This window comes from Microcoleus sp. Pol12B4 (genome assembly GCF_036701385.1).
In the GTDB taxonomy this organism is placed as follows: domain Bacteria; phylum Cyanobacteriota; class Cyanobacteriia; order Cyanobacteriales; family Microcoleaceae; genus Microcoleus.
This window is the reverse complement of the sequence record NZ_JAUBQR010000106.1, coordinates 1-21,674: the sequence shown is the minus strand read 5'-3', so window position 1 is coordinate 21,674 and position 21,674 is coordinate 1. Positions and strand designations below refer to the sequence as shown.

General features: G+C 45.0%; 18 protein-coding genes. 7 read left to right on the top strand and 11 right to left on the bottom strand.

All coding sequences use genetic code 11. The features are described from left to right. From QUA38_RS15840 to QUA38_RS15820, 5 genes are all read right to left on the bottom strand, one after another. A partial coding sequence (locus QUA38_RS15840; protein WP_333163277.1) for a HEAT repeat domain-containing protein occupies positions 1 to 1,337 on the bottom strand: 1,337 nt, incomplete at its 3' end. A gap of 212 nt (positions 1,338 to 1,549) precedes the next feature. Then, a complete protein-coding gene (gene nirD / locus QUA38_RS15835; RefSeq protein ID WP_333163275.1) occupies positions 1,550 to 1,909 on the bottom strand; it encodes a nitrite reductase small subunit NirD in 360 nt (119 codons plus the stop codon). 153 nt (positions 1,910 to 2,062) lie between these two features. After that, positions 2,063 to 4,627 (bottom strand): nitrite reductase large subunit NirB, encoded by a 2,565-nt coding sequence (gene nirB / locus QUA38_RS15830; protein WP_333163273.1) that lies wholly within the window; start codon positions 4,625 to 4,627, stop codon positions 2,063 to 2,065. 295 nt (positions 4,628 to 4,922) lie between these two features. Further along, positions 4,923 to 5,711, bottom strand: a complete 789-nt coding sequence (locus QUA38_RS15825) for an ABC-2 family transporter protein (RefSeq protein ID WP_333163271.1) — start codon at positions 5,709 to 5,711, stop codon at positions 4,923 to 4,925. A gap of 121 nt (positions 5,712 to 5,832) precedes the next feature. Then, on the bottom strand, positions 5,833 to 6,813 hold the full coding sequence (locus tag QUA38_RS15820) for an ATP-binding cassette domain-containing protein (RefSeq protein WP_333163269.1): 981 nt from the start codon (positions 6,811 to 6,813) through the stop codon (positions 5,833 to 5,835). A 198-nt stretch (positions 6,814 to 7,011) separates the two neighbouring features. On the opposite strand from QUA38_RS15820, the gene QUA38_RS15815 reads away from it, so the two are divergent. Beyond that, positions 7,012 to 7,821: a calcium-binding protein gene (locus tag QUA38_RS15815; RefSeq protein WP_333163267.1), complete on the top strand. Its 810-nt coding sequence runs from the start codon at positions 7,012 to 7,014 to the stop codon at positions 7,819 to 7,821. Positions 7,822 to 7,881: 60 nt separating this feature from the next. On the opposite strand, the gene QUA38_RS15810 is transcribed toward QUA38_RS15815, so the two are convergent. After that, positions 7,882 to 8,916: an NAD(P)-dependent alcohol dehydrogenase gene (locus QUA38_RS15810; RefSeq protein ID WP_333163265.1), complete on the bottom strand. Its 1,035-nt coding sequence runs from the start codon at positions 8,914 to 8,916 to the stop codon at positions 7,882 to 7,884. Between the two features lie 152 nt (positions 8,917 to 9,068). Then, positions 9,069 to 9,872, bottom strand: coding sequence for an SDR family oxidoreductase (locus tag QUA38_RS15805; RefSeq protein ID WP_333163263.1), 804 nt, complete (start codon positions 9,870 to 9,872; stop codon positions 9,069 to 9,071). Positions 9,873 to 10,169: 297 nt separating this feature from the next. On the opposite strand from QUA38_RS15805, the gene QUA38_RS15800 reads away from it, so the two are divergent. Together QUA38_RS15800 and QUA38_RS15795 are read left to right on the top strand one after the other, a co-directional pair. Continuing rightward, positions 10,170 to 11,096, top strand: a complete 927-nt coding sequence (locus QUA38_RS15800) for a DMT family transporter (RefSeq protein WP_333163261.1) — start codon at positions 10,170 to 10,172, stop codon at positions 11,094 to 11,096. A gap of 178 nt (positions 11,097 to 11,274) precedes the next feature. Further along, positions 11,275 to 12,132, top strand: coding sequence for an Hpt domain-containing protein (locus tag QUA38_RS15795; protein WP_333163259.1), 858 nt, complete (start codon positions 11,275 to 11,277; stop codon positions 12,130 to 12,132). A gap of 139 nt (positions 12,133 to 12,271) precedes the next feature. Here the strand turns inward: QUA38_RS15795 and QUA38_RS15790 are convergent, their stop codons facing one another. Then, entirely contained in the window at positions 12,272 to 12,646 is a 375-nt protein-coding gene (locus tag QUA38_RS15790) for a hypothetical protein (protein WP_333163257.1), read from the bottom strand. Between the two features lie 488 nt (positions 12,647 to 13,134). On the opposite strand from QUA38_RS15790, the gene QUA38_RS15785 reads away from it, so the two are divergent. From QUA38_RS15785 to QUA38_RS15775, 3 genes are all read left to right on the top strand, one after another. Beyond that, complete coding sequence (locus QUA38_RS15785) at positions 13,135 to 15,654, top strand: ATP-binding protein (protein WP_333163256.1); 2,520 nt, start codon at positions 13,135 to 13,137, stop codon at positions 15,652 to 15,654. Positions 15,655 to 15,777: 123 nt separating this feature from the next. Then, a complete protein-coding gene (locus tag QUA38_RS15780) occupies positions 15,778 to 17,241 on the top strand; it encodes a CIA30 family protein (RefSeq protein WP_333163254.1) in 1,464 nt (487 codons plus the stop codon). 143 nt (positions 17,242 to 17,384) lie between these two features. After that, complete coding sequence (locus QUA38_RS15775; protein ID WP_333163252.1) at positions 17,385 to 18,263, top strand: sugar ABC transporter permease; 879 nt, start codon at positions 17,385 to 17,387, stop codon at positions 18,261 to 18,263. A 171-nt stretch (positions 18,264 to 18,434) separates the two neighbouring features. On the opposite strand, the gene QUA38_RS15770 is transcribed toward QUA38_RS15775, so the two are convergent. The 3 genes from QUA38_RS15770 to QUA38_RS15760 all read right to left on the bottom strand — a co-directional run bounded on the left by QUA38_RS15770 (position 18,435) and on the right by QUA38_RS15760 (position 20,930). Then, on the bottom strand, positions 18,435 to 19,136 hold the full coding sequence (locus QUA38_RS15770; protein WP_333163250.1) for a DUF4079 domain-containing protein: 702 nt from the start codon (positions 19,134 to 19,136) through the stop codon (positions 18,435 to 18,437). A gap of 929 nt (positions 19,137 to 20,065) precedes the next feature. Further along, positions 20,066 to 20,488, bottom strand: a complete 423-nt coding sequence (locus tag QUA38_RS15765) for a DUF6335 family protein (protein ID WP_333163248.1) — start codon at positions 20,486 to 20,488, stop codon at positions 20,066 to 20,068. 235 nt (positions 20,489 to 20,723) lie between these two features. Then, entirely contained in the window at positions 20,724 to 20,930 is a 207-nt protein-coding gene (locus tag QUA38_RS15760; protein WP_190734170.1) for a hypothetical protein, read from the bottom strand. A gap of 165 nt (positions 20,931 to 21,095) precedes the next feature. Here QUA38_RS15760 and QUA38_RS15755 point away from each other — a divergent pair, with 165 nt between their 5' ends. Continuing rightward, entirely contained in the window at positions 21,096 to 21,509 is a 414-nt protein-coding gene (locus QUA38_RS15755) for a peptide chain release factor 1 (protein ID WP_333163246.1), read from the top strand. Positions 21,510 to 21,674: the final 165 nt, after the last annotated feature.

Here is a 21,674-nt window from a genome sequence, read left to right as displayed (position 1 = left end):
TCCACTACTACTTGTCGCACAGTCCAGTAATCTTCGGAATCAGCTATTTTTTGCAGCAGGGGCAGGGTTTCTGGGTGGTCTGGCCAACCTGCAGCTATCTGTTGTAGGGCTATTTCTCGCAGGTCGGCGTCGCGATCGCCCAATGCTATATTTTTCAAAAAAGTCAGAGTTTCGGGGTTCCCGGGCCAGCCAGAGGCAATTGCTTGCACTGCTGAGCGCCGGACGCTCGAACTCGCGTCGGACTCGGCTTTAGTTTTCAGCAGTGGGTAAATGTCTGGCTCGCCGGGCCAGTGCGAGGCCAATTCTTCTAAGGCTGCTGTCCGCACTTCTTTGCTGCTGTCGGATTCGGCTAGGGTTTTCAGCAGCAGGCAAACGTCGGCTGCGGCGGGCCAGCCCGCTGCCAACTCCCGCACCGCTACGGTTCGCAGGATAGAACTTCCTGTCTGGGCAAGGTTTTTGAGCAGGGAGGCCGTGCCTAAAAGGCTGTGCCAACCTCTGGCTATTTCTTGCCACGCTGCGACTCGCACTCCCAAATTTTCGTCGGATTCCGCGGCGTTTCTCAGCAGCAGCAAGGTATCTGTGCGATCGGGCCAATTAGAGGCTAACTGTTCGAGTGCTGTGGTGCGGACTGCGGGACTTTGATCGAACTGAGCCAGGGCAGCCATCAGCAGCAAGGTATCGTTCGTGTCAGGCCAACCACAAGCGATTTCTCGGACACAGGTCGATCGCACTGCCCAGCTTTGATCGGATTTGGCGAGGTTTTTGAGCATCAGGTAAATTTCTGGCTGCTCTGGCCAACCACGGGCTATTGCTTCGACTGCTGTAGCCCGGACTTCGCCACAGTCGCTGGAGTGAGCGAGTATTTTCAGCCAGGGCAGGGTTTGCGGGTCGTTTTTCCAAGTTTGGGCGATCGCCGCGATCGATCGATTGCGAATTTGATAAGTTTCCTGCAATTCTTGAGCGCTTTGATAAAGAATCAGGAAACCCGTCCCGTATTGCGATAACTTTTTTAAAGCGTTTAACAGTTTTTTTTCGGTTTTTTTATTAACATCATTTTTATTTTTTAACAGGCATTGCGCTGCTAAAAATAAATTAATAAATTTTTCTTGTTGACCGTTTTGCTCGGTGAGATATTCTATAATTTCGCTTGCTGTTTCTTTGTTGAGCTTGGCTGAAATTTCTCTGAGGACTTCGTGCAAAGATTCGTCCCGCCAGTGCTGGCCGAAAACTTGTGCCTTGAGTTCGCCCCAAGTCAGTTGACCGATTTTGAGTTGGGCATGGATTAACTCTGCTACAGTCTGGGGATTATTTTCGGAAACAAGTTTTTTTAACAACATACCGATACCCTGCCCGTGAAGTTTGTTTGCATTCAAAATCCGAAACCATATCCAGTATTAGTTTAGAGTTTGGTGAGCCTTCCTGGAGTAGGTCGCTGATCAACTCCATTTTATACCACAACTACGGGGTCGCGTCCCAATGCAAAATCCGCCACCACCCATAGAAATGTTAGGTGTTGGCGGATGGGGCTCGAACAATTAAGCCGCTGAATCTAGCTAATAGCTACTTGGACGCGATCGGCTGCAACCCGAACCGCAAAAGTCGAAATTTTTACCGTTTCATCATCGAGACATTGCCCGGTAGTCAGACTAAAGTTTTGTTTGTAAATGGGAGAAGCAACTTTGAGAGTGCCGTTCCGATCGCCCACAATTCCCCGCGACAAAACAAAAGCTTTGCTAAACGGGTCGTAATTGCTAAGCGCATAAACTTCATCTCCGTTTCCAACTCGAAAAATCGCCACTTGTTCGCCTTTAACTAAAGCGCAAACTCCCGTATAAGGGGCGATCGCATCCAGAGAACACACATCTACCCAAGTAGTCACAGTATCCGAAACTTGTAATGATTGAACCATCTTCTTTTCCTGTTAGTTTACTTCAATCTCGTTCCTTACCTAGACCTCGGAATGTAGGTTTCCAGGCCTAGCCTCCGGGAATTCATTCCCAGGCACAGCCTGAAAGATAAAATCTTGCTCCCTCCCCTTAGCAAGGGGAGGGCTGGGGAGGGGTTATTCCGAAACTCCAGCCAGAGCCTTTTCATGTTCGTTAGCTGGCCGCGTTTGTCCCCGTTCCGCAACACGAACAATACTCGGATCCGGCAAAGCGGAATTCACAAAATGCTGAAACCGCTGCACTTTTTGTGGGTTTTCAATCGTCGTTTTCCACTCACATTGGTAAGTATTCACTAAATGTTCCATCTGCGCTTCTAATTCAGCACAAATGCCCAGAGAATCCTCAATTATTACCTGCTTCAAGTATTCAATTCCGCCCTCAAGCTTGTTCAACCAAGTAGCAGTGCGTTCCAATCTGTCGGCAGTGCGGATGTAGAAAACCAAGAATCGATCAATATACTTAATCAAAGTTTCCTTATCGATATCCGTCGCCAGTAAAACCGCGTGTTGTGGCTTAATGCCGCCGTTGCCACACACGTACAAATTCCAGCCGTTTTCCGTAGCAATGATCCCAAAATCCTTGCTTTGAGCTTCCGCGCATTCGCGAGTGCAACCAGAGACAGCAGATTTGAGCTTGTGGGGCGATCGCAAACCACGATACCGCAATTCAACCTCGATCGCCAAACTCGTTGAATCCTGCACGCCAAAGCGGCACCAAGTGCTACCAACACAAGATTTTACAGTACGCAGAGCCTTACCGTAAGCGTGTCCCGACTCAAATCCCGCATCAATCAACCGACGCCAAATATGCGGCAATTGATCCACGCGAGCTCCAAACAAATCAATCCGTTGCCCGCCAGTAATCTTAGTATAAAGCCCAAAATCCCTGGCAACTTCACCCAAAACAATCAACTTATCAGGAGTGATTTCTCCCCCCGGTATTCGCGGCACCACCGAATAAGTACCGTCGCGCTGAATGTTTGCCAAAAAGTAATCGTTTGTATCTTGCAAACCGACGTGAGACTTCTCTAAAATGTGGTCATTCCAAGTAGAAGCCAGCATGGAACCAACAGCAGGCTTGCAAATTTCGCATCCCTTACCTTTGCCATGTCTTTCAATCAACTCCTCAAAGGTTTTAATCTCTTGAGAACGCACTAAATGGTACAATTCTTGACGAGAATATTCAAAATGTTCGCAGAGATTATTTTTGACTGCAAACCCAGCTTTTTTCATCTCAGACTTAAAGATATCCGTCACCAAAGGCACGCAGCCGCCGCAGCCAGTACCAGCTTGAGTGCATTTCTTGACGCTGGCAACATCGGTTAAATTGCGATCGCGAATCGCTGCACAAATCTGACCTTTGGTAACATTATTGCAAGAACAAATTTGAGCAGAATCCGGCAAACTGTCTACTCCAAAACCCGCTGATGCTCCCCCTTCTCGCGGTGGCATTAACAAATCTTCGGGATGCGGTGGCAGAGCAATTTCATTTTGCATGAATTGGAGCAAAGTGCCGTAAGCCGAAGCATCTCCGACGAGAATTCCGCCTAAAATTCGGCTGCCGTCTTGATTTAAAACTAATTTTTTGTAAATGCCTTGGAAGGTGTCAGCGACAACAATTTCTTTAGTATCGGCCGACTTGGGAAAAGGATCTCCAAAACTAGCGACATCCACCCCCAATAGTTTAAGTTTAGTGGACATATCCGCACCTGTAAAAGTGCTTGTAGCGGGGGCATCCTGCCGGCCATCGGCTGCACGACTCAAAATATCTGCTGCTACGCTTGCCATTGTATACCCAGGCGCAACTAAGCCGTAAATGCGATTTTGATACAGCGCGCATTCTCCGATCGCATAAATGTCAGGATCGGAGGTTTGGCAACTATCATTTATGATTATGCCACCGCGTTCTCCTACTTCTATACCGCAATTTTTGGCAATTTCGTCGCGGGGGCGAATCCCAGCAGAAAAGACAATCATATCTGTTGCCAATTCCGCACCGTCAGCAAACAGCATTTTAGTAACTTTGCCATCTTTACTAACAATTTCTGTTGTAGATTTGCTGGTGTGAACCGAAACCCCCAACTCTTCTATTTTGCTGCGGAGAATTGCACCGCCCATCTCGTCAACTTGCACGGGCATCAGCCGCGATGCAAACTCAACAACATGAGTTTTTAGACCCATATTTTGCAGCGCGTTAGCACATTCTAGACCTAACAACCCGCCGCCAATAACTACACCTGTTTGGCAATTTTTAGCGTAATCTGACATCGCTTCCAGGTCGTCAATTGTCCGGTAAACAAAAGTCCCTGTAGTGTCTTTGCCTTTAATTGATGGCACAAATGGATAGGAACCGCTTGCGAGAACAATTTTGTCGTAGGGAACTTCTAAACCGTTGGCTGAAGAGACTGTTTTTTGTTCTCGGTTAATGGCGACTGCTTTGTCGCCGATGTAAATTTGGATGCCGTTTTCTTGGTAAAATCCCGGTGCAACTAAAGATAAATCTCCCGCTGTTTTGCCAGAGAAAAATCCGCTGAGGTTGACGCGATCGTAAGCAACACGCGGTTCTTCACAAAAAGTAATTAAATTCCAGTGTTTGGCAGCATCCGAGCTGACCATTAACTCTAGGAACTTGTGACCTACCATGCCATTGCCGATTACAACGAGGTTTTTTTTGGCTGTCATTAGAATCTCTTTTATCCCGTTTATCAGTCGTTGGGTTTATTAATATAAGACTTTATTATAAACTTTTGTACTTATATATACAAAAAATGGGTGTTTATGCAATTGTCGAATACTTTCGATTGCATTTTTGCATGATGTGTGCGATCGACTTAAGTAGGCGCGTCAGTGGATTTTAGATTTTAGATTTTGGATTTTCTTCACAGTTAAGAATGGTGCGTCAGCTAAGTGTTTTTGACAAAACGATTAACATTTTTACTGTGACGCACCTTACATTTTTCTAATTTTTAATTATTATTTAAGCTCCCATGCTGGAATACTGCTTCAAGCCCTGTCGCCAAAGCCAGCGATTCCACACAAAAAACACCGCGCTCCAACCCAACATTACCAACAAACTGCGGCCTACATCTACGGGCAATCCGATCAATATTGAAGCGGGAAAATGAATCAAATAAGGAAAAGGGGTCCACAAAACTACTTCGCGCACGGGTGCGGGAAACACTTCTAACGGCGCGGTAATTCCCGATAAAAACAGGTAAATTAAAGACCAGAATTGCTCGATCGCACTTGCCCTTTCCAGCCAAAAAGCAAACAGCGCAAAAGTATACTGTATCAGAAAACGCAAACAAAAAGTCAAGACGATAACGAAGAAAAATAGCAAAAATCTGCCCAAACTCGGCAGCCAAAAAGACTGCGGGTAAAGTGCAAAAAATAGCAGCACTAATCCGAATACAAAGGGCAGCCTTGCAAACCTTTCGGAAACGTGAGATACGAAATGGTGCCATACGGGATCGAGAGGCTGCAACAATCTATTAGATAGCTTGCCTTGCACTACTTCCTTTTCAAACTCCCAAATTACCCAAACTACATTTACTTGTCTGACAATGAAAGTGGCTAAAAAATAACGGGCAAAGTCGAGGGAATTCAGCCCAAATTGACCAGTCTCGGCCGCCTGCATCCAAACACCCATCAAGATAAATGGCAAAGCTCCCGACAGGGCCCACAAAAACAATTCTGCCCGGTATTCGAGCATATAAGCGTAGTAGGAAAATAACAAAATTTTAGCAATTTTGATTGATCTTGTCATATCAATTTTAAATTTAAGTTTTCCGTGTTAGCAACGAACCTGATGTGCCTTCCCCAAAATATTGAAACTATAGTGGAACAGATATCTTGCCTGTTATGCAGAATAAATTCAGCCAAAAACATTACACTTTTCCCGTGCGGAAAACGCGACCAATCACCTCTTCAATTGGCGGGTCAGTCACAGTTAAATCTATCACTTCTAACTCCGCCAAAATCTTCGCCACGCTCACCGTCAGCTCTTCCCTTTTTACTAAAAAACGCACCGATTGTCCCTCAATAGATTCTACCTCCCCGTAAGCAAAAGCACTATCTTTTGCCAGCGGTTTAGCTAATTTTACCTGAACTTCCCGATAAGGTGCAAACCTGTCGAGCAATCCGTCTAAACTGCCATCATAAACTAATTGCCCTTCATGGATTAACAAAACGCGCTTGCACAAAGCAGTAATGTCCGCCATGTAATGGCTCGTCAGCAGCACCGTTGCTTGATAGCGCTCGTTATATTCTCGCAGAAATTGCCTGACGCTAAACTGTGCATTTATATCCAAACCTAAAGTCGGTTCATCTAAAAATAATACTTCCGGCTGATGCAGCAGCGCCGCCATCAATTCAGCTTTCATGCGTTCGCCTAAAGAAAGCTTTCGTACTGCCTGATTTAACTTGCCTTCTAGTGACAGCATTTCTGTCAATTCTCCGACTCGCCGCCGATAATCTGTATCGGGAATGCCGTAGACGGCGGCATTGATTCGCAGAGAGTCAAGCACAGGTAAATCCCAAATTAACTGCTGTTTCTGCCCCATGACTAAGGTGATTCTTTGTAGAAAATCTGCTTCGCGACGGAAAGGAGTACGATCGCACACACTCACCGTACCTGCAGAGGGATAAATCAAACCCGTCAGCATTTTCAGCGTAGTAGTTTTGCCCGCACCGTTAGCACCTAGAAACCCCACGACTTCCCCCGGTTCAATACTGAAAGAAACGCCCTCAACTGCTTTGACATTGCGGTAAGTGCGACTAAAAAAGTGTCGCAATGTTCCTTTAAGTCCCGCTTCTTTAATTGCTACCGGATAAACTTTGCTCAAGTCTTCGACTAAGATAATTGGCATGGGTTCAAATTTTAACTTTTATTTTAATCTAAGGTATTTCCATCAGGCTTGTGCCAAGATGGAGCGATTGAGCTGTCTAGTAAGGTTCGCCAACTATTGCTCGATCGCGAGTGAGAAAGTAACGGTGTTCGGGCGCACCCTACTAAACTGTAGAATATTGCACAATATCCATGCTGACATCGCACAAAGTTTACAAATATGGTACTCACACCCGATAATTCAGACTTCTCTCGTTTGTTAGGAGATAGTTCTTCTGAAAATATTACACTTGCACCAGGACAACTTGCTAGTTTTCCTGGGGGACTTTGGATGCTGGGGGGGAATGATACTGTCACGGGATCGTCAGATGCAGAACGGATTTTTGGCAACGATGGTAAAGACAGCCTGTTAGGCGGTGTCGGCAGTGATTCTATTTACGGTGGCAAAGATGATGACGATGTGTTAGGAGAAACTGGCGAGGATTTGTTGACAGGAGATAGAAATAGCGATTTCCTAAATGGGGGTGCTGGAAATGATTTGCTGCGCGGAGGACAAGGTGTTGATTTGTTAGTGGGCGGTGACGGTAATGATACTTTAATTGGCGACAGAGAGGTGGATATTTACCAAGGTGGCGCAGGTAGCGATGTATTTGTTTTGAGAGTCGATCAAGCGGGAAGCAGAGTAGTGGGAATTGAAGTTCCTGACGCGGTAATTGTGGATTTTGATAAGTCTAGCGATTCGATTGGAATTAGTGTGCCATTTACCAGCAGCAATATCTCCTTGGAAGAGGTAAGTTATAGCTTGAACGATCCGAGACTGCTGCTGATCGATCCTTCAACTATAACGGGGGGAACGAGTTTGTTAGCTAAGGGTGGCATCTCGCAGCGAAGTCTCGATCCCGATGGCAATGGCCGCGTGGAAGCTACTAATATTAGGTTCGGTTTTACGAATGCTTTGTTGGGTACTGTGTTGAACGTGACCCCAGCCGATTTAAACGGTCGTTTTATTAATGCTAATTCTTTGCTTTAATTCGTGGGTTATATATCCCTAGTAGGGTGCGCTAGGCGCACCTTACCCATTACCCATTATCTAACTCACCGTCAAAACTGCGCGATAGCGCACTTGATTGTCCCGGACTTTCTGCATTGCTTCATTCGCTTGTGCGATCGCAAAAACTTCGACAATCGGCTCAATCCCAAACCTCTCTGCAATTGACAGCATTTCATTAATCATAGCGCGACCGCCGATCGGCGAAGCCATAATTCGGCGCCGCTTTGTCAGCAACGGAAACAAGGGAATGCTCAACGGTGCGTCGGGAACTCCCACAAAAGCAAGCGCACCGTCAGAATCGAGAAAATCAATGTATGGAACCCAATCTAAAGCCGCAGGAACAGTGCTCAACAAAATATCTAATTTGCTGCTGGGGGCTTGAGGAATTTCGCCTTTTCCTACTACAATAGCTTCGTCTGCCCCCATTTTCTGTGCAAATTCTGCCTTATCTTGGGAAGTAGTAAAAACTGTAACGCGGTTGCCTAATTTTTTCGCAAATTGCACCGCCATGTGTCCCAATCCGCCGATGCCGAGAATGCCAATTTCTTGCCCGGAACTCATGCCCGCATTCCGCAAACCAGCGTAAACCGTAATTCCGCCGCACAACAGCGGCCCCGCTATTTTGGAATCCATGCCTTTGGGAATAGGAAAAGCAAAGCGGGAATCTACCATCAAATAATCGGCAAAACCTCCCGGGCCTGTAACAATTAATCCCTGATTTTCATCGCATAGATTTTCGTTACCGCGCAAGCAGTCGCGACACTGCAAACAAGACGACCTTTGCCAGCCGACACCAACGCGATCGCCCACTTTTAAATGAGTCACTTGCGGCCCTATTTCTGCCACTTCTCCGATGACTTCGTGGCCCGGAACGAGGGGATATTTTGATTGACCCCAATCGTTGTCAATCATGTGCAAGTCTGAGTGAAAGATGCCGCAAGTTAACACTTTTATCAGACATTCATGTACTTTGGGAGGTTCGACATCGAATTTGTATTCTTCAAGCAATCCCCCTGTTTTTTTAGCTGCCAGTGCTTTGATTTGCATGGTGGTGTTTCCTGGTTTGTTTGCCATTATAGTGTTCGGACCGGGTTTAACACTCTCTTTCTTTAGTTGTATATAATATTCAAGTGAAGGGACCCCTAGGACTCAGGCGCGTTACTAATAATTTGTCCGGTGCACCCTGGGTATCTTACCAATTACCCATTATCCATTACCACTTAGGATTATAACTTGCCCTTTTCCATTGCCCACTGCATCAAACCGGGGAACAAACGATAAGCTTCCGATGCCAAAAAAGCAGGGCCGACGGTAACTTCTGCACGCTGATTTTTCACAGCATCCCAGATAGCTTTAGCAATATCTTCTGGCTGAGTTGCCCACTCAGATTTCAGCATTTTGCTCATTTGCTGGCGGCGCAATTCGACTGCGGGTTCGTCTAGATCGCGAAATTGAGCTCTTTCTAAAAAATCGCTATTAATCAGACCCGGATGCACGGCGCAAACGTGAATACCTTGAGGCCCTAATTCCAATCGCAAACTTTCTGTTAAACCGGTTACTGCATATTTGCTGGCACAATAAGCAGTCATTTGAGGCAAAGGCATTTTGCCACCAATAGAACCAACATTGACTATTGTGCCAGTTTTTCGTTGCAGAAAATGTGGCAAAATTTCTTGAATTGTGTTAACGCAGCCCCAAAAATTGGTATTCATTAATTGCTGCCAGTCTTCGGAGGTAGTGTGTTCGATCGCGCCCGTGAGACAAATGCCGGCATTGTTAACCACAACATCGATGTTGCCGCAGGCATCTAGGGCTTTTTGGACGATCGCGCGCACTTGTTGAATGTCGCCAACATCCCCTGGAATAGCTACAGCGGAAGTGCCTTCTCGCTGCACTTGAGCCGCTGCTGCTGCCAATCTCTCTGGCTGGCGAGCTACCATCACTACATCGTAACCTTTACTTGCAAATAAAATTGCTGTTGCTTTGCCACTTCCTTGAGAAGCGCCTGTAATCAAAACAGTAGGAGCCATAGATAGTTATAAATTGTAAGTGGGTAATTTGTTTTTTGCGGTATTAAAACTATAACAGAGGTCAGGTAATTTTAGGCACACTCTACATTGAGTTTTTTTGAGTATAGTAATTTTTCATGATTAGCGGTCGGTTTTTTTTACGAACCGCGAAGCCCCGTTCGCAAAACGCCGAGTTATCACTCTTGTCACGAAGGAAGAGAGAACAACAGAGGAGAAGAAGAGAATAGAAATTATTCATAATTTGTGCGAAAATTGCTTTGTAAATTTTCCCAATGCCCAATGCCCAATGCCTAAAAAATGAATTTTCCGAAACAAGCACCTAATTGGTCGATCACCCTAGTGTTAATTATCGGCGTTTTAGCCGTCTCAACTTCCTCAATCTTAATTCGCCTGGCTAACTTTAAAGCAGGCGCGGGCGGCTTTGGTTTCAGTCTGGTACTTGCGGCTTCTCGTCTGACTTTATCTGCTGTAATTCTGCTTCCTGCTTGGCGGAAAATTCAGTGGAACGCCTTGCAACCGGGAGCTCGGCGCTATGCTGCTGCTGCGGGTTTGTGTCTCGCCCTGCACTTTGCGCTGTGGATTACCTCACTTTCTTATACTTCGATCGCAGCCTCGACTGCCCTCGTCACCACTAATCCTGTCTGGGTAGCGCTGTTGTCGCGCTTCTGGTTCGGGGAAAAACTCAGCAAAATGTCGATCGCTGGCATTACTATAGCCCTGACTGGGGGAATGGCGATCGCCGTCGGAAGCACGGGCGCAGCCCATGCTGGCAGCAGCCAACTGCTTGGCGATTTCCTTGCTCTGGCTGGTTCCTGGGCTGTCAGCTTGTATTTGCTGCTGGGCCGGGAAGCTCAGCGGCGGGGACTGGGAATTGGTGGCTATATCGCGATCGCCTATACTGTTGCTGCGATCGTCCTCCTGCCTCTCCCCTTCGCCTTCGGCACTACTTATACTAACTACCCAGACATTGTATATTTTTATATTTTGCTAACGGCCGCTTTGCCTCAGTTAGTCGGCCACACCATTTTGAACTGGGCCGTAGTGCAGATTTCCCCAACTCTGGTAACTCTTGCCATCTTGTTTGAACCGGTTGGGGCGAGTTGGTTGGGTTATTTGCTGTTTGGGGAAGTGCCGGCGCCGGCGGTACTCGCAGGTGCTGCGGTGCTGCTGTTGGGGGTAGCAACCGCTACCGTCGGAGCAAAAAAAATCACTGTCAACAGTTAAGAGTTAACATTTTTCAACATTGCCACTACCGTTGCCGTGAGTCAGAATAAAACAGATTAGGGCTTAAAAACAAAAATAACTCGTCGCTTAAATATTGGTTCCAAACTATCAAATGTCTGACTAATCACTAATGACTAATGGACTAATGATATTCGGGTGCCTTTCGGAGAATAAAATTATGTTGCCAGAACAACTACAGCGGATCATCGGCTACTTTATCGAAGAAGCCACAGAACAGATCCAAATTATCGAACAAGGCTTGCAAGATATGCAAAATACCCTGCCAGCTCCTCAAAGAATACACCAGCTCATCCGAGCGTCGCACTCGATTAAGGGGGGAGCAGCTATGCTCGGATTTAGCAGCATTCAGCGAATTGCTCATCGGTTGGAGGATTATTTAAAGCTGCTCCGAGAATGTCCGATCGCCATTGATAGCAGGCTACAATCGCTCTTAACCGAAGTTTTTGATATTTTAGCAGCCCTCGTGTCAAAGGTTTCTAAGGGTTTTGGGCTCAACCACGAAGACGCAAACCAAATGCTCTCCCTCGCCGAACCGGTTTTTGACGAACTCGACGCTTACCTGAGATTGCGAATTCCCACTCGCCTGACTGTGAGAGCTACTACGGACGAACATATTCACGTTTTCTCCGGTTACTGCACCTCCCTGAGCGAATTTTCCTCAGCTATTGCTTCGCGCGTCGGTTTGCTCGGAGGCACTATTACCCGCCACGATCAGGATAGCCAGGGCATACGCGTTTGTATTGACATTTACCTGCCGCCTTACACCAGGATCGAAAACATCCGCCAAGCTGTCGAACTCTCCGGCGCTATTATCGGAAATGTTCAGACGCAGCGCGACTTTTCGCTGCTGGCGACTACGGATTATCCGGTTTACCAAAGTGCGATCGAACCTCCCGCAATTTGCATCGGATGCCGCTACTATTACGGCAGAAGCGACGGTGGCTACCTGCTCAATTGCACGATCCATCCCCGCGGCCCGGAAACAGAAGATTGTCGCGATCGCGAACCGGAATAACGGCTGAAAACTCAGCCCTCGGAAGCACGATTGGCCACCCGAAAAACTTTCTTCTGAAACTAATATTTTCCCTGAAACATTTCAAACTACCCCCCTGCCAAATTCTTTTTGAGTTCCTAGATAATTAAATCTTTGTCTTTTAGATAACTAAATCCTTCTTCCTTGTGAAACCTCCCCTAACCACTGATACCACAACTCGAATTAATTGCATCATGCTTGCAGGATGAGCGATCGCCCAGACATTAATTGTCAGACAAGTGATTGCCATAACTAGCAAGATGTATGTCGGAGGCATGACTACCCCGATCGCGAACCAGGTGAAAACGTGAAATATCATTGCTGTAGCCCAAAGGCTGGCGACAACCACAGACGCCCAAATTTGGATTCGAGGTCGGTTTAGTCCTATCAAAATCGCTGTCTGCAAAGTAGTCAGCAAGTTTGCCGGAACTAAAAATGCACAGATAGCTATGCAGTAGGTATGAGAAAATTCAGTAACTGTATTGAAGTCGATCATCAGTCTAATTGTCGGGCCTGTTGGGTATACTTAAAGAGCTTAGCGTGACTTGACTTTCAGATCTTGTCACCATTACCTTAACTTAATATTTCAGTAAGTATGCCGCTCTGGAGACGCATTTCTCTCCCTCTTTTCCAGCAGGCAAAATTTTACCACAAATATTAAAGTTTTGGGAAATTATTAAACATACTTGAAGAATGGCAACAATTGCTATGATAATTAACATCGGGAAGCGATAGTATATAAGAGCCAAGTCGGTTCAATTTCTAGAAAGCTGAGGCGGCTTGAACAGCAACACATAGGGTAGGCTGATTTTCGACTCAATCATTTTGATGCGCTGACTCTCGGATGATTGATTCTCAGTGTCCGTCCAGGGATCGCTCCGTTATGCGATCGAACAATATGAGATTATTATGGAAAGGCCAATTTGCTCTCAAATCTCAAATCAATAGAACTCTCTCCAAATTTTACAGCGGAAGACAAAGCAAATGGATCAACAAATCACAATTCCCGCACTCGAAGAAGTTGACTTGACAAACTGCGACAGAGAACCCATTCATATATCGGGGCACATTCAGCCACACGGGGTGCTACTTGTGGTACGAGAACCTGAACTAGAAATACTGCAAGTCAGCGAAAATACGCAAGATTTGTTGGGAATTGATGCAGAAAGTGCGATCGGTAAAAATTTGAGCGTATTATTCAATCGAGTTCAACTAAAAAAACTCAATCTTTGTTTGGGTAATGAAAACTTAAAAACCGTTAATCCCATTAAACTCTCTGTCATAAACAAAGGTAAATATTTAGAGTTTGACTGCATCCTCCACCGAGTAGAAGACGTATTGATTGTCGAGTTGGAATTAGCCACAAGCCCAGAAAATATTTCTGTTTTTAGTTTTTATCATTCAGTGAGAGCCACTGTCAGTAAAATTCAAAGCGCCCCAAATCTCAAAGAATTATCTCAAATAACTGTAGAAGAAGTCATAAAAATATCTGGTTTTGATCGAGTTATGCTCTATCAATTTGACTACGAAGGCAACGGCGCTGTGATCGCTGAAGCTAAAGCCGAAAACCTAAGTCCTTTCTTGGGATTAAACTACCCCAGCTCAGATATTCCCAAACAAGCCAGACAACTGTATACGTTAAATTGGCTGAGGTTGATCCCCGATGTTAATTATCAACCCGTCACCCTTGTTTCAGGAAACAATGCTGTTACCACCCAGTCTCGAGACCTCAGTTTCAGCGTGTTGAGAAGCGTTTCTCCCATTCACATAGAATACCTGCAAAATATGGGCGTTGCAGCTTCGATGTCAATTTCATTAATCAAAGACAAAAAACTGTGGGGATTGATTGCTTGCCACAACTATACACCAAGACACCTCAACTATGAATTGCGCGCAGCTTGCGAATTTATCGGGCAAGTAATGTCCTTAGAACTGCAATCAAAAGAAGGAAACGAAGACTACGACTACAAACTACACTTGAAATCGATTCAAACCAAGATTTTTGAAGACATATCCACGTCGGAAAACTTGTCACAAGTGTTAGTTAAGTGTCAGCATAATTTGCTAGAAGTAGTCAACGCTCAGGGAGCCGCAATAGTATTTGGAGACAATTGCTATCGAGTCGGGCAAACACCTGAAAAAGAATCCCTCCAATACTTAACTCAGTGGGTGCAAAAGCATTTAAATAAAGAAATTTTTTATACAGACTCGCTGACCAAATGCTATCCTGAAGCTGAGGAATTTAAAGACACGGCTAGCGGGTGTTTGGCTATAGCAATATCGCCGACTCAGAAAATATACATTTTGTGGTTTCGCCCCGAAGTAATTAAGACCGTAAATTGGGCGGGCAACCCCAACAAACCAGTTGAAACCGATGAAGATGGCAACCCTCGACTGTCTCCTCGGAAATCTTTCGAGCTGTGGAAAGAAAATGTGAGGTACAAATCTTTGCCTTGGAAACAATGCGAAATAGACGCTGCATTGGAACTGAAAAAAGCAATGATTAATATAGTGCTGCGCCAAGTTGACAAACTCGAAAAATTAAATACAGCACTAGAAGCATCAGTCGCCCGAGAACGCGAAAAAACTGCTAATTTAAAAACAGCAATGTCCGAGCTTAAGCGGGCGCAAACTCAATTGGTGCAAAGCGAAAGAATGTCAAGTTTGGGACAGTTAGTGGCGGCGGTAGCTTATGAAGTCACTAACCCGATTAACTTTATCTACGGAAATCTTAGTTATGCCAATGAATACAGTCACAAAATGCTGAATTTATTGCAGCTTTACGAGCAGCACTATCCTTCGCCTTCGCCAGAAATTCAAGCACAAATAGAAGCAGTAGAATTAGAGTTTATAGTTGAAGACTTACCCAAGTTGCTGGGTTCAATGAAAGTAGGAGCTAACCGCATCCGCGAGATAGTTCAGTCGCTGCGAAATTTCTCTAGAATTGACGAAGCAGAGATTAAACCAGTTGACATTCACGACGGATTAGACAGTGCTTTGCTGATTTTGAGCAACCGACTCAAACCCAAGCCCGATCGCCCAGCAATTCATCTCATCAAAAAATATGGATCTCTGCCTTTGGTTGAGTGTTACGCAGTTCAAATCAACCAAGTATTTATGAATGTACTGGCAAATGCAATTGATGCTCTCGAAGAGGCTTTTGTCAACAATAATTTATCGCCGCAGGGCGGTGGCGAAGAGCCAGTTAAGTGCGGACAAATTCGGATTGTGACTGAACTTTGTCCCGGAGAAAAAGCCGTAGCAGTTCGGATCGAGGACAACGGTTGGGGCATGACTCAAACCGTTCGCCAGAAAATTTTTGAGCCGTTTTTTACCACAAAACCGGTGGGCAAAGGTGCGGGGATAGGTTTGGCGATTAGCCATGAAATTGTGGTAGAACAACACGGCGGCAAATTGACTTGCATTTCAGCCCCCGGAGAGGGAACCGAGTTGATTATTGAGATTCCCTTGAGCCAAACTCATCCCACACCCATTGTCAAGTGAAAAAAAGTCTGCGCTAGCGAAGCTATCTCGAAGGCTAGGAAATCCCCCAAATTCAAAAATCGAAAATTCGATTAAAATACAAAAGCAGCTAAGTAGATTTGAGCCAATTCTGAGGAAGTTAGTATGACAGAAAAAAATACCGCCCAATGGGATGCCGGCAGGTTTCTCAAAACCTTGGCTTATTTCGGCGTCATTCCCTTCATTGGCAGCATTAGCTGGCTGCAACAACTCTTTGGAAGCAGCAGCAACAGTAAAAAAGACCAACCCAAACTGATACTGGTAGCCGGTGCCACCGGCGGCGTCGGGAAGCGAGTTGTCAAGCGGCTGCAACAGCGGGGATATAAAGTACGCTGCCTCGTCAGAGATGCTAAAAGAGCAACAGAAATTCTCGGCAATAATCTCGAATTAGTCGAAGGAGATATTACTCTGCCAGAGACGCTAACACCGTTAGTAACCGAGGGCGTGGAAGCAGTTATCTGCTGTACAGGCACTAAAGTTCAACCTATAGAAGGAGACACCCCAACCAGGGAAAAATACTATCAAGGCATCAAATTTTATATGCCGGAAGTGGTGGATGTTCCCGAAATAGTCGAATATAAAGGCATCAATAATTTAGTCCAAGCTGTTCGCCACCAGCTAATTCAAGCAGGCGAAAAAATAATTTTTGACTTCACAAAACCCAGCCAAGATTTAAAAGAAACTTGGGGTGCCTTGGACGACATCGTGATGGGTGGTACTAGCGAAAGTTCGATCCGGCTGACAGACAATACTGCTATATTCACAGGCAATGTTTCTACTGCCAACTCGGGCGGCTTTGCTTCGGTGCGTACCCGCAACTTTGATCCTCCGCTTAATCTCGCAGGATTTAGTGGCCTCTACCTGCGCGTAAAAGGGGACGGTAAGCGCTACAAATTAATTGTTCGCAGCGAATCTAAATGGGATGGAATTGGCTATTGCTATTCGTTTGATACTGTTTACAATATCTGGATTACTCTCACCATTCCCTTTGATGATTTAATTCCAGTATTCCGCGCCAAAACTGTCAAAGATGGCTCTAAATTTGATCCCAGCAGTATTTTTTCTTTTCAGTTAATGTTGAGCAAATTTGAATATGATGGCGCCTTAAACCCGAAATTTACACCGGGTATTTTTCAAATCGAGTTAGAATCTATTAAAGCTTATGGGGGAGAGAAATTGCCGCGATTTGTGATGGTGAGTTCGGCAGGAGTTACCCGCCCCGGTCGCCCGGAGATTAACTTGGAAGAAGAACCGCCGGCAGTCAGGATGAATGATATGTTGGGGGGGATTTTGACTTGGAAGTTGAAAGGGGAAGATTGTGTGCGATCGAGCGGCATACCTTATACTATTGCCAGACCCTGCGCTTTGACTGAAGAACCGGGAGGCAAAGCTTTAATATTTGAGCAAGGAGACAATATTAGGGGCAAAGTCAGTCGGGAAGATATTGCAGAATTGTGTGTGGAGGCTTTGGAACAACCGCAAGCTTGCAACGTTACTTTTGAGGTGAAAGAGGGGGAACATGGTATTTCTCCCGGAGATTGGCAGGCTTTGTTTTCTGGAGTTAAATAATTATTATTTGTTGGGGCTGATTAGCTCAATCGGCGGTTGAAACCGCGTCTACATAAACGAAGTCTGTCTCCGGCGACTAATAGATAACTGGTTCCTAGGCTCGGTCTGGGAACAAGTAATAACCAATAACTAATAATTAATTTATGTCTGTGACTTTTTCCCGACGCTATTTGACGCCTTATTTGTTTTTACTTCCGGCTTTATTTATTTTGAGTTTGACTGTGTTGTGGCCTGCGGTGCAAGCTTTTTATTTGAGTTTTACCAACTACGAATATGATTTAACTCAAATGCCACAGTGGGTGGGTTTAAAGAATTTTAACAGGTTGTGGGGCGATCGCATATTTTGGCAAACTTTGACGAATACGCTGCTCTATCTCACCTGCGTTGTGCCTGTATTGGTTGTTCTACCGTTGGGAATGGCGATTTTGTGCAACCAAAAACTTAAGGGGATGAACTGGTTTCGAGCAGCATACTACACGCCGGCGGTGATTTCCATGGTTGTCGCCGGGATTGCTTGGAAGTGGCTGTTTGCTGAGACTGGACTGCTGAATCAGTTGGGGGAATTGTTGGGTTTACCTCCTGTTTCTTGGCTGGCTAATCCGAAGTTAGCAATCTTTAGCGTTATGGCAGTTACTATCTGGAAAGGATTGGGCTATTACATGGTGATTTATTTGGCAGGGCTGCAAGCTATTCCAGCAGAACTTTATGAGGCGGCTGCTATTGATGGTTCTGATGGTTTGGGAAAGCACTGGGATATTACTGTGCCGCTGATGAAGCCGTATCTAGTTTTGGTAGCGGTAATTTCGGCGATTTCTGCTACTAAGGTTTTTGAAGAAGTTTATATTATGACTCAGGGGGGGCCCCGCAATAGTTCTAAGACGGTTGTTTATTATCTTTACGAACGGGCTTTTAAGGACTTAGAAATTGGCTATGCTTGTACGATCGGGCTGGTTTTGTTTTTACTAATTTTGGGTTTGTCTATTTTGCAAGTTAGCCTTCAGGGTTTGACTCGCAATGATTAAGATTAGTGATTAAGATTAGTGGCTGAGTAGGGCTGACGCAATCCGGGCATCATAAACTAGGTTTCTCATTCTCATTCCTGTGATTACCAGGGCTTTGTTACATTCAGAAACCAGGTTTACTGCTCTAATTTAGACTAATTTTAAAATTGAATCTCGAAGTAATGCGATCGCTCACGGCTTTGGGCAGGTCTTATTGGCGAAATCACAGCTATAAATATAGGGTTTCTGCCAGTTCAGAGGAATTTCTAATAAATCCCTGGTTCCGGTCATTCCCTGTCCCAGAAAGAGCAGCACGGCGATCGAATTCAAGATCACATGGATAGTGCGCCAGCGATTTGAGCGGTCTTTGTAAATGTCTTGAATGATGGCAAGGGAGAAAACCATAATTAGCGCAGCGGCGATGCCAATGTAGTAATGAGACCAATACCATTCATTGGTTCGCCGATAAACGCCATCTTGAGTGCCAAGAATTACCAAACCAGTACCTGTTAGCGTCGCAAATATGCCGCGCCATAAAGCGGGTGTCGCTCGATATAGCATCACCAAAGAGGCGATAGTTGCAACAAACATCAGCACAATGAAAATGACCTGAAACGAGTTTTTGCTCCAAACATCCTTGCTCAAAATATGCTCAAAAATCGGGTAAGCTAGACCCAACAGCGTCACTCCTACCACAGAACCTGACAGAATTCGACCTGCTTTGACGTGTTCTGAACCGACTACAGGTGGAATTTTGCTCTTGGTGTCGATCGCAATTTGCTTGCGACGCTGCATAGTTTGCCACGCCATATTGAGAACAACACCAACCATAGGAAAAACAATCGCTACAGCTAAAATAGGATGCAGCAAAGCCAGAAAATCTTTAAATTCCATACAGCACCTTTTTGTTGAAGAGGGTTGGCTTCATCAACCCGGTTTTTGCGATACATAATATCATACCCGGTGATCTAAGCACAGTATGTTTGTAGCCAGGAGTAATAGCGATTATTCGCCCCCATAGAGAGAATAGCAGCCCTGACTACAAACACGCTTTATGAAGGGTAACTCACCGGAAATGTTGATAAATCAGAAGATATATAGCCATCCTCGCATCATTTGTGAATTTCTTACTCCCTCCCCTTGATAAGGGGAGGATTGGGGTGGGGTCACAAAATTACGGCTCCTGCAAGGATTACTATAGCAGTTGTCTATTGCGTGAGGTACAACTTTCTTAATTACGCAATGGAAGAATTACAATTACCTTGTTTTCAGGGAAATGAAAACTGCTGGCGGTAATGTCAGTGTTGGTTAGCCACTAATTCCCTGCATCACTTTGAGCCTATATGTTACTAGCCTTTCAGTATTGAAAAACTCCTAGCGAGTGTGAAAGCACATCTGCGCCGAACTCAAACAAATAATCCGAATAAGTTATAATTTGAATATATAATTTTGAACGTTTTAACCACTACAATTTAGCGAGGTCATCGACTAATTGAATCCACTGCAAAAGAGTTTAATTTCTTATGATTTATGCTGTAAAATTATCGTCAATTCCTTACTCGCGGCTGGATTGTAGAAAAAGTCTGGGTTTACGATTTTAGGGTCTAGTCAAACATTATTCAAGTATATATTCGTTCGTTATAAATTAATTTATAAGCAAGTAACTCAAAACGCCTGCAGCATACTGATCGGGGATTTGGATATGTGTGGCAAGAGCAAAAGTGATGAGGGGCGAATTTACAAATACTTGGCGTATGAAGTATAAATACTGGTAAACCCGCTCCTATCCTATTATACTCCCTATTTTTTTGTACCAAATAGACCTAGAAATCCGGTCGTTCCTGATAATCTTCTGCAGAACTAGGGTCTAATTCCCAGCGACTTTCATCTCGATGTTCAAGCATATTTGTTGTGTTCAAAATAGCGCCATCGGCCATCTCTATGCCCGCAGCGGCTCCGAGTTCGTCAACAATATCCAGGTCTGGAGTAGGCGCGGTTCCGCCCACCGATTGCTCGCCAGTGGCACTTTCTTGTTCCGCAGCCGGATCGCCATCTTGGCCGCCGATTTGGGAACTGGTGGAAGAGTAGTCCGAACTGCTGTCCTGCAGGGTTGTTATGTCGTCTTGGCTCACCCCCGGTTGATCGATGACGCCGGTACCGTAAGATTCGGTAATTTCTTGAGGTAAGTCGCCCAAACTATTGCGTTCTTTTGTTTTTTTTTCGTTGCTTTTCTTTGGTTGTGCCACGATACTTGCTCCTGTTTTTTTTATTCAATTAAATTTAAAATGTCCGAATTTGACTTTAACTGAATTGTTTTTAGTAATTGTCGATAGCTATAATTACTTGGTATCGTAGTTGCTATTTAAGCTTTTAGCTTCTATCCCAAGAAATATATTGATTCGGCTCAGCTATTTCATTGGGAATACAAAAAGCGATCGCCCGTTTGAAAAGGGCGATCGCTTTTTAATAGGGAGGCTAATTCTATTCGGGAAAGTCAGGAATTACCCATTTGGGGGGTTCCATCCGTTTCCTTCTCACTGCTTCCTCTGCTATTTCTAGCATTTTATCCAGAGAAGTATTTTCAATAAAGTTGGACGTTGCTTCTGCGTATTCCCGCTTCGGGCACTTGTCGCCCAGAACGCAGCCATTGACGCAGGCTACAGCACAATCGACAGTGTTCTCCACCATAACTTTTTTCCTTTCACGGTTCCAACAACTAATAGGCAGGTACTCTGGGTGAATTTGTCAAGAGACTGCTCTATATCTTTATTTTACTTCACAAATTGTCATCAAAGGTCGATCGCCAGCGCAAAACTGTTATAAAATCAAAGCAACCTACCTAATCTGCCGATCGTGAGTAATTTTCTGCGGCGCTTAAAACTTTTACCTTGGCGAGAAATGCTGCAAATTGCCGCCCTCGTCAACTCAATCGTGATTGGACTGGAGCTATTTTTAGCCTGGGGTTTCACGCAATCGCGGGCAATCCGCAACGGGGTGACGCTTCTCTACGGTTCCTCCCTCGGGATATTGATACCTTTTGCAGCAGCAGTGGGAATGGGAGCTTTAGCAGTGTACTTTTTAGAGTATTGGCAACAACAATTTTTGCTCAACCGAATTAGTTTATGGGTTTTAGTTTTGTGCCTGCTCTTGGGTTTGGTTTTAAAATCATTCCTACCCATACCTGCTTCTTTAGCAAGTTTATCAGAAACTGCACTAATAGGAATTACGGTAGGAGTTTTTTGGAAGGGCCGGCCTTATTGGCGATAGTCATGCCATTTTAGATTTTAGATTTTAGATTTTAGATTTTAGATTTTAGATTGGCCATGACTGACGAAGCTCGTGGTTTTGAGCTTGTCTACAGTTGTATTCTTTTTTGAAAATAGTATCATCAGTCAGCGGTCATTGGTTATTAGTCTATATGTAGGGTGCGCA

Coding starts and splice junctions, on each gene's coding strand:
- nirD (WP_333163275.1), bottom strand. CDS start 1,909: ATGGTTCAATCATTACAAGTTTCGGATACTGTGACTACTTGGGTAGAT.
- nirB (WP_333163273.1), bottom strand. CDS start 4,627: ATGACAGCCAAAAAAAACCTCGTTGTAATCGGCAATGGCATGGTAGGT.
- QUA38_RS15825 (WP_333163271.1), bottom strand. CDS start 5,711: ATGACAAGATCAATCAAAATTGCTAAAATTTTGTTATTTTCCTACTAC.
- QUA38_RS15820 (WP_333163269.1), bottom strand. CDS start 6,813: ATGCCAATTATCTTAGTCGAAGACTTGAGCAAAGTTTATCCGGTAGCA.
- QUA38_RS15815 (WP_333163267.1), top strand. CDS start 7,012: ATGGTACTCACACCCGATAATTCAGACTTCTCTCGTTTGTTAGGAGAT.
- QUA38_RS15810 (WP_333163265.1), bottom strand. CDS start 8,916: ATGGCAAACAAACCAGGAAACACCACCATGCAAATCAAAGCACTGGCA.
- QUA38_RS15805 (WP_333163263.1), bottom strand. CDS start 9,872: ATGGCTCCTACTGTTTTGATTACAGGCGCTTCTCAAGGAAGTGGCAAA.
- QUA38_RS15800 (WP_333163261.1), top strand. CDS start 10,170: ATGAATTTTCCGAAACAAGCACCTAATTGGTCGATCACCCTAGTGTTA.
- QUA38_RS15795 (WP_333163259.1), top strand. CDS start 11,275: ATGTTGCCAGAACAACTACAGCGGATCATCGGCTACTTTATCGAAGAA.
- QUA38_RS15790 (WP_333163257.1), bottom strand. CDS start 12,646: ATGATCGACTTCAATACAGTTACTGAATTTTCTCATACCTACTGCATA.
- QUA38_RS15785 (WP_333163256.1), top strand. CDS start 13,135: ATGGATCAACAAATCACAATTCCCGCACTCGAAGAAGTTGACTTGACA.
- QUA38_RS15780 (WP_333163254.1), top strand. CDS start 15,778: ATGACAGAAAAAAATACCGCCCAATGGGATGCCGGCAGGTTTCTCAAA.
- QUA38_RS15775 (WP_333163252.1), top strand. CDS start 17,385: ATGTCTGTGACTTTTTCCCGACGCTATTTGACGCCTTATTTGTTTTTA.
- QUA38_RS15770 (WP_333163250.1), bottom strand. CDS start 19,136: ATGGAATTTAAAGATTTTCTGGCTTTGCTGCATCCTATTTTAGCTGTA.
- QUA38_RS15760 (WP_190734170.1), bottom strand. CDS start 20,930: ATGGTGGAGAACACTGTCGATTGTGCTGTAGCCTGCGTCAATGGCTGC.